The sequence below is a fragment of the Pseudomonas sp. JUb42 genome (genome assembly GCF_024807945.1).
Classification (GTDB): domain Bacteria; phylum Pseudomonadota; class Gammaproteobacteria; order Pseudomonadales; family Pseudomonadaceae; genus Aquipseudomonas.
The window spans coordinates 414,108-422,578 of the sequence record NZ_JANUFD010000006.1; the positions used below are offsets into that span (position 1 = coordinate 414,108).

The 8,471-nt window shown below is 61.1% G+C and carries 7 protein-coding genes; 3 read left to right on the plus strand and 4 right to left on the minus strand.

From position 1 onward, the window contains the following. Positions 1–3 precede the first annotated feature (3 nt). On the minus strand, positions 4–846 hold the full coding sequence (locus M2401_RS14815; RefSeq protein ID WP_259103940.1) for a transporter substrate-binding domain-containing protein: 843 nt from the start codon (positions 844–846) through the stop codon (positions 4–6). A gap of 244 nt (positions 847–1,090) precedes the next feature. Here M2401_RS14815 and M2401_RS14820 point away from each other — a divergent pair, with 244 nt between their 5' ends. Further along, positions 1,091–1,963, plus strand: coding sequence for a LysR substrate-binding domain-containing protein (locus M2401_RS14820; RefSeq protein ID WP_259103941.1), 873 nt, complete (start codon positions 1,091–1,093; stop codon positions 1,961–1,963). Positions 1,964–2,076: 113 nt separating this feature from the next. Here the strand turns inward: M2401_RS14820 and M2401_RS14825 are convergent, their stop codons facing one another. The 3 genes from M2401_RS14825 to M2401_RS14835 form a co-directional block, all read right to left on the minus strand. Next, positions 2,077–3,063 carry a succinylglutamate desuccinylase/aspartoacylase family protein gene (locus M2401_RS14825; protein WP_259103943.1) on the minus strand — a complete coding sequence of 329 codons (987 nt, stop codon included), beginning with the start codon at positions 3,061–3,063 and terminating at the stop codon, positions 2,077–2,079. Positions 3,064–3,144: 81 nt separating this feature from the next. After that, a complete protein-coding gene (locus M2401_RS14830; RefSeq protein WP_259103945.1) occupies positions 3,145–4,455 on the minus strand; it encodes an MFS transporter in 1,311 nt (436 codons plus the stop codon). A gap of 210 nt (positions 4,456–4,665) precedes the next feature. Continuing rightward, positions 4,666–5,589, minus strand: coding sequence for a LysR family transcriptional regulator (locus tag M2401_RS14835; protein WP_259103946.1), 924 nt, complete (start codon positions 5,587–5,589; stop codon positions 4,666–4,668). Between the two features lie 315 nt (positions 5,590–5,904). Between M2401_RS14835 and M2401_RS14840 the strand changes: the two genes are divergently transcribed. Further along, positions 5,905–7,125, plus strand: a complete 1,221-nt coding sequence (locus M2401_RS14840) for a putative DNA modification/repair radical SAM protein (RefSeq protein WP_259103951.1) — start codon at positions 5,905–5,907, stop codon at positions 7,123–7,125. Continuing rightward, complete coding sequence (locus M2401_RS14845; protein WP_259103952.1) at positions 7,122–7,961, plus strand: TIGR03915 family putative DNA repair protein; 840 nt, start codon at positions 7,122–7,124, stop codon at positions 7,959–7,961. Before M2401_RS14840 ends, M2401_RS14845 begins: the two co-directional genes overlap by 4 nt. The last annotated feature ends 510 nt before the right edge of the window (positions 7,962–8,471 follow it).

Below are 8,471 nucleotides of genomic sequence, written 5' to 3' on the forward strand. Positions count from 1 at the left end.
GGATCAGGCGCCAGTGGCCTGGAATTGCTTCTGCAACTCGACCAGGGCCGGGGATGCCGGGGTAATGTGATGGCGCTTTTCCGCCTCGATCAGCCAGCCGCTGCGATGCCAGTCCTTGACAATGGTGTCCAGGCGCGCCTGGGTATCGCTCTCGCCGAGACGGGTCCAGATCACCGACGGCGCCGGGTTCAGCTCCGGGCTAATGGCGCGGTAATCCTTCCACTCCCCAGCGGCGGCAATCAGCGGATTGATCAGCGTGGCGTCGTGCACAGCGGCAACGCAGTTATTGCCGCGCAGGGCCAGCAGGGATTCCGACGAGCTTTTAAAAGCCTTCAGTTCAGCGCCGAACTCGCTCAGGGGTTTGACATAGCTGCTGCCCTGGGAGGTGCACACCGGCTGGCCCTTGAGGTCCTGCCAGGTATGAATCGAACTGTCCTTGAGTACCGCCGCCGTGCCGCCCACGCGGTAGAACGGCGTCGGCACCGAGCCGAGAATCTGCCCGCGTTCCGGGGTCCACTCCATGTTGGCAATCAGCAGATCGACCTTGCCCTGTTGCAGGAATTGCACGCGGTTGGCGGGCAATACCGGCACCAGTTCGACTTCGGCCTGCAGGCGACGACCGAGGTCTTCGGCCATATCGACATTCATCCCGGTGGCTTTTTGCGTCGCCGGGTCGATGGAGCCGAACGGCCCGCCCGACAGCAGCACCCCCACCACCAGACGATGGCGATCCTGAATCTTGTCCAGGGTGGCATCGGCCTGCACCACGCCGCTGACGGTCAGAGAAATCAGGCTACCCAGTACAGCGGGTAGCCAGCGCGAAGCGAGCGAGTGAGCAGTTGGCATTCATCATTCCCCAAAACAGCGATCGGCGTACCCCGACCTGATGGCTGGGCATCCTAGGGGCTGACGTGGGGGGAACGGAAATTCAAATATCAAATATAGTTATAACTTTCTGATCAAAAAAAGCTGTCAAGAAAGGAATACTCAGCATTTACGGGCTACTTAGCCACACAACGAAAGAAAGGCTTTTCATTTACATAAAAAATCGTAATGTATTGCGCTATCGTCCTGATATGACCACCCTGCTATGACCGACTCCCTGCACGTCACCTCGACCCTGGACCTGGAACTGCTGCGCACCTTTGTCGCCGTGGCCGACCATTCCAGTTTTGCCGAGGCTGGCCTGCATCTGGCCCGCACTCAATCGTCGGTGACCCAGCATATGCAGCGTCTGGAACAACAGGTGGGCGTCGGCCTGTTTCACAAACAGGGACGGCAAAAACAGCTCACCGACCCCGGCCGTCAATTGCTGCGCCATGCCCGGCAGATGCTGTCGCTGAATGACGATGCGCTCAACTCACTGCGCGAAAGCAGCCTCAGCGGCGTGCTGCGCATCGGCTCGCCCCACGATATCGCCGACACCATCCTGCCGCCGATTCTCAGCCGCATCGCCCTCTCGGCACCGCGCCTGCGCCTGGAAATCGACGTGGGCCGCAGCCCGTTCCTGATGGAGGACCTGCACCGGGGCAAGGTAGACATGGTGATTTCCACCCGCGAAGACCCGCTGCTCGAAGGCTTCGCCCTGCGCACTTCGCCGGTCTGGTGGATTTGTGCGGCGCAGTACATTCATGTACCGGGGGAACCCCTGCCGCTGATTCTGGTGGATGAGCCGAGTATCTATCGCCGTTACGCCCTGGAAGCCCTGGAACGCGCCAATATTCCCTGGCGTCAGGCCTACCTGGCGTCGAACCTGATCGGCATCAAAGCCGCCACCCGCGCCGGGCTCGGCGTCACGCCGCGAAGCATGGAAATGCTCGGCCCGGACATGCGCGTACTGGGGGAAAACGACGGCCTGCCGCGGCTGCCGGATGTGACCTATCACCTGTGGATCCGGCCTAATACGGTCAACCCGTTGGCCCGGCGGGCCTATGAGTTGATTCGTGGCAGCCATGGTTTTTAACAGCCCCCGCCCCTGTAGGAGCGAGGCTTGCCCGCGAACCGGTCGCTGCGGTTGATCAGTTACGCCGCGTTATCGTTCTTCGCGGGCAAGCCTCGCTCCTACACCAGTTACAGCTATTGAGAATTCAACACCTTCGCCAACCGCACCACCGTCACTCCAGGCCCCAAGTGCCGCAAGGACGGTTGCACCAGCACACAGTTGTCATAAGGCGTCACGATCGGCTCGCCGCCGTCGTAGGCAATCACCGTTCCGGCGCGCTCGATCAGTTCCAGGCCGCGATAATCATCAACAAAGGTGAAGTCCATGGTCCGGGCAACCACCGGTTCGGTGACTTCGAGGAAACGTTGGCTTGCGGGTGGAGTGCCGCTGATGAAGTCCGCCACATCGGCCTCCTCGACCACCTTGGTCATGACCAGGAAACGCGCAGCGGTATCCAGGGCCACTTTCACGCTGACTTTGGAAAAGTGCTGGCCGGTCTCGATCAGCAAGGCGTTGCGACCACTGGCGGCGTCGTTGAAGCCGCCGTAGTCGCGCATGCGGCGGCCATTGGCGTGACCGGCGTCGACGATCACGGTTTCCGGCACGCCGAGGGCGGCAGCAAACGCCCGACCCTTGCTGCGCGCGCCGCACATCATCACCGGCGGCGCTTCTTCGTGCATCGAGTGGACGTCCAGCAGCAGGTCGACGCTGTCGATCAGCGGCCGCAGCAGGCGAGCCCGGCGCAGCTCCACCGAGGTCTGTTCGCCGTCGAGCTTCTCTGGCAGCCAGACGCGGTTCATGTCTTCATCGAGATAACGGGTGGCGTCGATATTCTGCGGATCGAAGCTGTGATAGGCCTCGACGTTGCCGAAGCCCAGGCTCAGGCGACCGCGACGTGGGCGCAGGCCGGCACGCAGCATGGCGTCAACGGTGATGGCACCGCTGACTTCGTTGCCATGGGTCAGGGCCATGATCATCACATGCGGCCCGGCGACGCCGCTGTCGAAGCTGTACACATACTCGATGCCGTCATTGCCCTCCTGCCATTGGCGGATATCGGGAAATTCCACCTCAACCGGATAGGGTTTCAATGCAGCGCGAACTTGTTCCAGAGTTTTCATGAGTCTTCTCCAACGGGCAGTAACAGGCATCCACACAAGCGCTTGTGAGGCGTGGCAGATGCAAAACTTGAAAAGAGGAAATCAGTGCTGCGGGGCGTGACGCATGCGCCGACCCAGGCAGATCACGGCAATCACGCTGATCAGCGCGGTGACCATCACGTAAAAGCTCGGCGCCAGCTTGCTGCCGGTGGCTTCGATCATCCAGGTCACGATCAGTGGGGCAAAACCGCCGAACAGCGTCACCGAGAAGTTGTAACTCAGCGCCAGGCCAGTGCCGCGAATACTGGTCGGGAAGATATCGGCAAGCATCGCCGGGATCGGCCCCAGGCAGGCGGCGATCAGGATGCCGACGATGGCCTGGACCAGCAGCAAGGTGGTCACCGCCGGGTAGATATTGAGCAGCACGAACATCGGATAGGACGATAACCCGGTGATTAGCAATGCAATGGTCAGCACCCGGAAACGCCCGTAACGGTCGGACAGCGTGCCGAATACCGTGGCCATGACCATCAACGTCAGACCCGTGACCAGCGCACCGAGGTAGGACGACGTCGCAGCAATGTTCAATTGCTTGAGGGCGTAGGTCGGCATGTACAGCTTGTGCACGTAGTTGAACGCGGTGGCACCGGCGACCACGCCAATGGCCAGCAGCAGGCTGACATGGCCCTTGATCAAGACATCACGCAGCGGGGTTTTCTTCGGCGCGTCGGCCTGGATCTTCTGGAAGTCCGGGGTCTCGTCGATCTGGCTGCGGATATAGAAACCCACCGGGCCAATCAACAGACCGACACCGAACGCCACACGCCAGCCCCAGTCATTGAGCTGCACGTCGCTGAGCACATAGCTGAGCAAGGCGCTGACCCCGGCAGCCAGCACAGTCGCCAGGCCTTGGGTCGACAACTGCCAACTGGCGAAGAAGCCGCGCTTTTTCGCATCGGCGTGCTCGACCATAAAGGCCGTCGCCGCTCCGAATTCACCGCCGGTAGAGAAGCCCTGGAGCATCCGCGCGACGATGATCAGCAGCGGCGCTGCCAGGCCGATCTGTTGGTAGGACGGCGTAAAGGTAATCATCGCCGTGCCGATCATCATGATCAGAATCGACAGGGTCAGGGACGCCTTGCGCCCGGCCTTGTCGGCGTAGGAGCCGAGGACGATGGCACCCAGCGGGCGCATCAGAAAGGAAATGCCGAACGAACCGACACTGAGCAACAGCGAGGTGGTTTCGTTATCGCTGGGGAAAAACAGCTTGCCGATGACCACGGCAAAATAGCCATAGATCAACAGGTCATAAAATTCGAGGGCGTTGCCGATACTGGCGGCAACGATCTCCTTCCAGGGTCCGCGTCGGGAGGACACGTGTGCCGTGTTGGCGGCGGTGGATTGCACTGTCATGGTTGGCCCCATTTTCTTCACAGTTTCGGCAGCCATCGTCAGCGGCGACGGCGTTGTTTTTATCAGTGAGTGGTTGATCGCAAACGCCTTCAACCTGGAAGCAAAGTGCTATACCAACGGGGCCAGGACAATTGCCGATTCAGCACAACCTCGAGCTTTTTCGGCACAGCACGCAGCGCAAAGGGCTTTTAACAGGAGCAAAACAGCAGATTATTTCGCCAAGGCCCCATCCTGGTGCAGCGATGACAGGCCATTCCAGATGCTCATCAACGGTTCGCTCTGGTTGGAACGCAGCCGATGCAGGGAAATGTCAAAGCCGATGATCAGCTCCGGCCCCCCGGCAATCACCAGTTCGCCCGAGGCCAGAGAGTCCTTGACCACCATGCGCGGCAGCCAGGCCAGGCCATTGCCGCGCTGGGCCATGCGCTCGATGGCATCGTAGGAGTCGGCCTGATACGTCATGCGCAGGGCCAGGCGCTGGGGCAACCGGGCCAGGTGCTGGGCGAGCACGCCGCGCAGGGCCAGGGTCGGGGAAAACGCCAGCCAGGGAATGGTCGACGCCGAGGATTCGGCGTCGATGCGGAACTGCGGCTCGCCCTTTTCATTGGGCGCGCTGACGGGCAGCAGCTCTTCCCTGGCCAGGACCAGGGTGTCACAGCGCTCGGGGTCGACGAGAATCTGGGTCAGGGGGCTGGAGAAGATCAGCAGTACGTCCACATCCCCGGCCGACAGCCGCGTGATGGCTTCCTGGGAGCCACTGGTGACAATGGAAACCGGAAAATGGCCGAAGGTTTCTTTCAGCGAGGCGTACCAGTCCGGGAAGAACGCCGTCGCCAGGGTGCGGCCGGTAGCAATGCGCAACGGCGCGTCACGATTGATCCCCAAGCCCTGGAACTGCGCACGGGCCGCACCAAGCAAGGCGATGGACTGGCTGGCCGCATCGAGAAACAGCAACCCGGCAGGCGTCAGGGCCAGGGGTTGCTTGCGCTCGATCAGCGGCACACCCACCCAATCCTCCAGCGCCTTGATCCGCCGGCCGAACGCAGGATGAGTCACATAGCGGTTCTCCGCGGCCCGGGACAGGCTGCGGGTACGCGCCAGTTCGATAAAATCTTCGAGCCATTCCAGTTGCAAGGTAAACCCCTTAAATATACTGACTTCCCAACCCACAGAATAAATGCGCCCGGGCAGGAGCGATTGTGGCGGCAAGTGTGGGAGCGAATTCATTCGCGAATAGGCGAGTACATCAAACGCATTTGTATCGCCTGTAAGTGCGCCTTCGCGAATAAATTCGCTCCCACCAAGTTCGCTCCTGCCGCGGATATCGAACGTCATCTGGTGCGGTAACACATGCGCTCTGCCTGCGGATTTCATGCCACTGGGCAGATTGCCGCTTGTGCAATCCCCCACCACTCGATACTGTACATAAAAACAGTATCGGAGTATTTCATGGAGCTGATCGACAAGCTCAGCATCCTCGCGGACGCCGCCAAGTATGACGCGTCCTGCGCCAGCAGCGGCGCGCCCAAGCGCAGTTCCGAGGGCAAGGGTGGGCTGGGCTCGACCAATGGCATGGGCATCTGCCACAGCTATACCCCCGATGGCCGCTGCGTCTCGCTGCTGAAAATCCTGCTGACCAATTTCTGTCTTTACGACTGCCAATACTGCGTCAACCGCCGCTCCAGTGATGTGCCCCGGGCGCGCTTCAGCCCCGAAGAGGTCGTGACCCTGACGCTGGATTTCTACCGGCGCAACTGCGTCAGCGGGCTGTTTCTCAGCTCCGGGATCATCCGCAGCGCCGACTACACCATGGAGCAACTGATTCGCGTGGCCAAATTGCTACGCGAGGAACATCAGTTTCGCGGCTACATCCACCTCAAGACCATCCCCGAAGCCGATCCCCTGCTGATCGAGGAAGCCGGGCGCTATGCCGACCGCCTCAGCGTCAATATCGAGCTGCCCACCGATGCCGGCCTGCAGACTCTGGCTCCGGAAAAAGACGTGATATCGATCAAGCAGGCCATGCAGACCATTCATATCGGTGAACAGACGGTGCGCAGCGAACCGCGCGCGCCGCGCTTCGCCCCGGCCGGGCAGAGCACGCAGATGATCGTCGGCGCCGATGCCACCGACGACAGCACTATCCTGCACAGCGCCGAAGCGTTATACGGCAATTTCGGCCTGCGCCGGGTCTATTATTCGGCCTTCAGCCCGATCCCCAACAGCCCGAAAAGCGTACCCCTGGCCGCCCCGCCATTGATGCGCGAGCACCGTCTTTATCAGGCCGATTTTCTCCTGCGCAGCTACGGCTACCGCGCCAGCGAGCTGCTGCAAGGCCCCGGCGACCTGGCTCTGGATATCGACCCGAAACTGGCCTGGGCCCTGGACAATCGCCAGGTGTTCCCTCTGGATCTCAACCGCGCCGAAGCGACCCTGATTGCGCGCATCCCTGGTATCGGCCTGCGCACCACTCAGCGCCTGATCGAACTGCGTCGCCAGCGCAAAATCCGCTATGAAGACCTGACCCGCATGCGCTGCGTGCTGATCAAGGCCCGACCCTTCATCATCACCAGCGACTACCACCCGCCGCTCGCCGAAACCAGCAGCGCGATCCTTCACGGGCAACTGCGCGACAAACCGCAACCGCAGCAGATGGGCCTATGGGGATGATCAGCCTGGACTGTGACGACCTGTTCGACACCTGGCGCCAGCAAGCGCGCTGGCTGCTCAGCCATGAGATCGATCCGAGCCAGGTCAGTTGGGCCGGGCAACAGGACGCCGATCTGTTTGCCGGTGAAGCGCCCAGTCTGGATCAGCCCGGCCCCTTTCAGGCACGCATCCCCCTGGCGTTGCTGGACCTGCTGAAAAACGCCGCCTGCTATCGCGGTGATCAGCGCTGGAGCCTGTTGTACGAGGTGTTATGGCGGGTCAGTCATGGCGATCGCACGGCGATGATGGCCGGTGACAAGCTCGGCAGCGAACTGCATCGACGGCTGAAAAGTATCAGCCGTGAAGCTCATCACCTGCACGCGTTCGTGCGCTTTATCGAATTACCCGCAAGTGAGCCGCAAGACCGCACACGCCCGCAATACGTGGCATGGCACGAACCTGCCCATGACATATTGCAGAGTGCCAGCGAACATTTTGTCGGGCGCATGGGACGCCATCGCTGGCTGATTGCGACGCCGGAAGACGGGGTGTACTACGACGGCGAGAAGCTGCTGTATCACCGTCAGTGCCCCGCGCCGTGGCAGCAACTGGCGCAGAACGCCGACGATCCCCACGGCGATCTGTGGCTGGCCTACTACAGCCATATCTTCAACCCGGCCCGGCTGAACGAAAAAGTCATGCAGGGCCATCTGCCTGCACGCTTCTGGAAGAACCTGCCCGAAGGCCCGCTGATTCCGGCCCTGATCAGCGAAGCCCGCACCGGCAAACAGCGCGACGGCCAGGCCAGCCAGATTGCAGCACGCCCAGGGAAGCGGATTGGTGGGGAGAGGAAATGAATAAGGGGAGCACCTGGCTCCCCTTCTATCCTGCTCGGTTCTTCTCAGATGGAGCTGAACCCACTGAATAAACGCAGGTTCCACATTGGTTAGTTGCGCCAGCGAGATATCAGCGTTTCCCTATTGGCTGTCACCCGGATTGAATTCATCCGAACTGTACAACGTTGCCACCGAGTCAGAACCGACACCGCCGTGGCGACCCAGCGCTGCCAGGCGTCCTGCGCCAACATGATCAGTGCCATCTGCGGCGACTCTTGAGGCATTCGTGTGATCCGAGCCATCGGAAGCTACTTTCGCTGCGCCCACATGATCCGAACCGTCAGCCGCTACTCGGGATGCGTTGGTATGATCCGAGCCGTCAGACGCCACTTTCGCCGCACCAACACGATCTGCACCATCAGACGCTACTTTCGCAGCACCAACACGATCTGCACCATCAGACGCTACTTTCGCAGCACCAACACGATCTGCACCATCAGACGCTACTTTCGCAGCACCAACACGATCTGC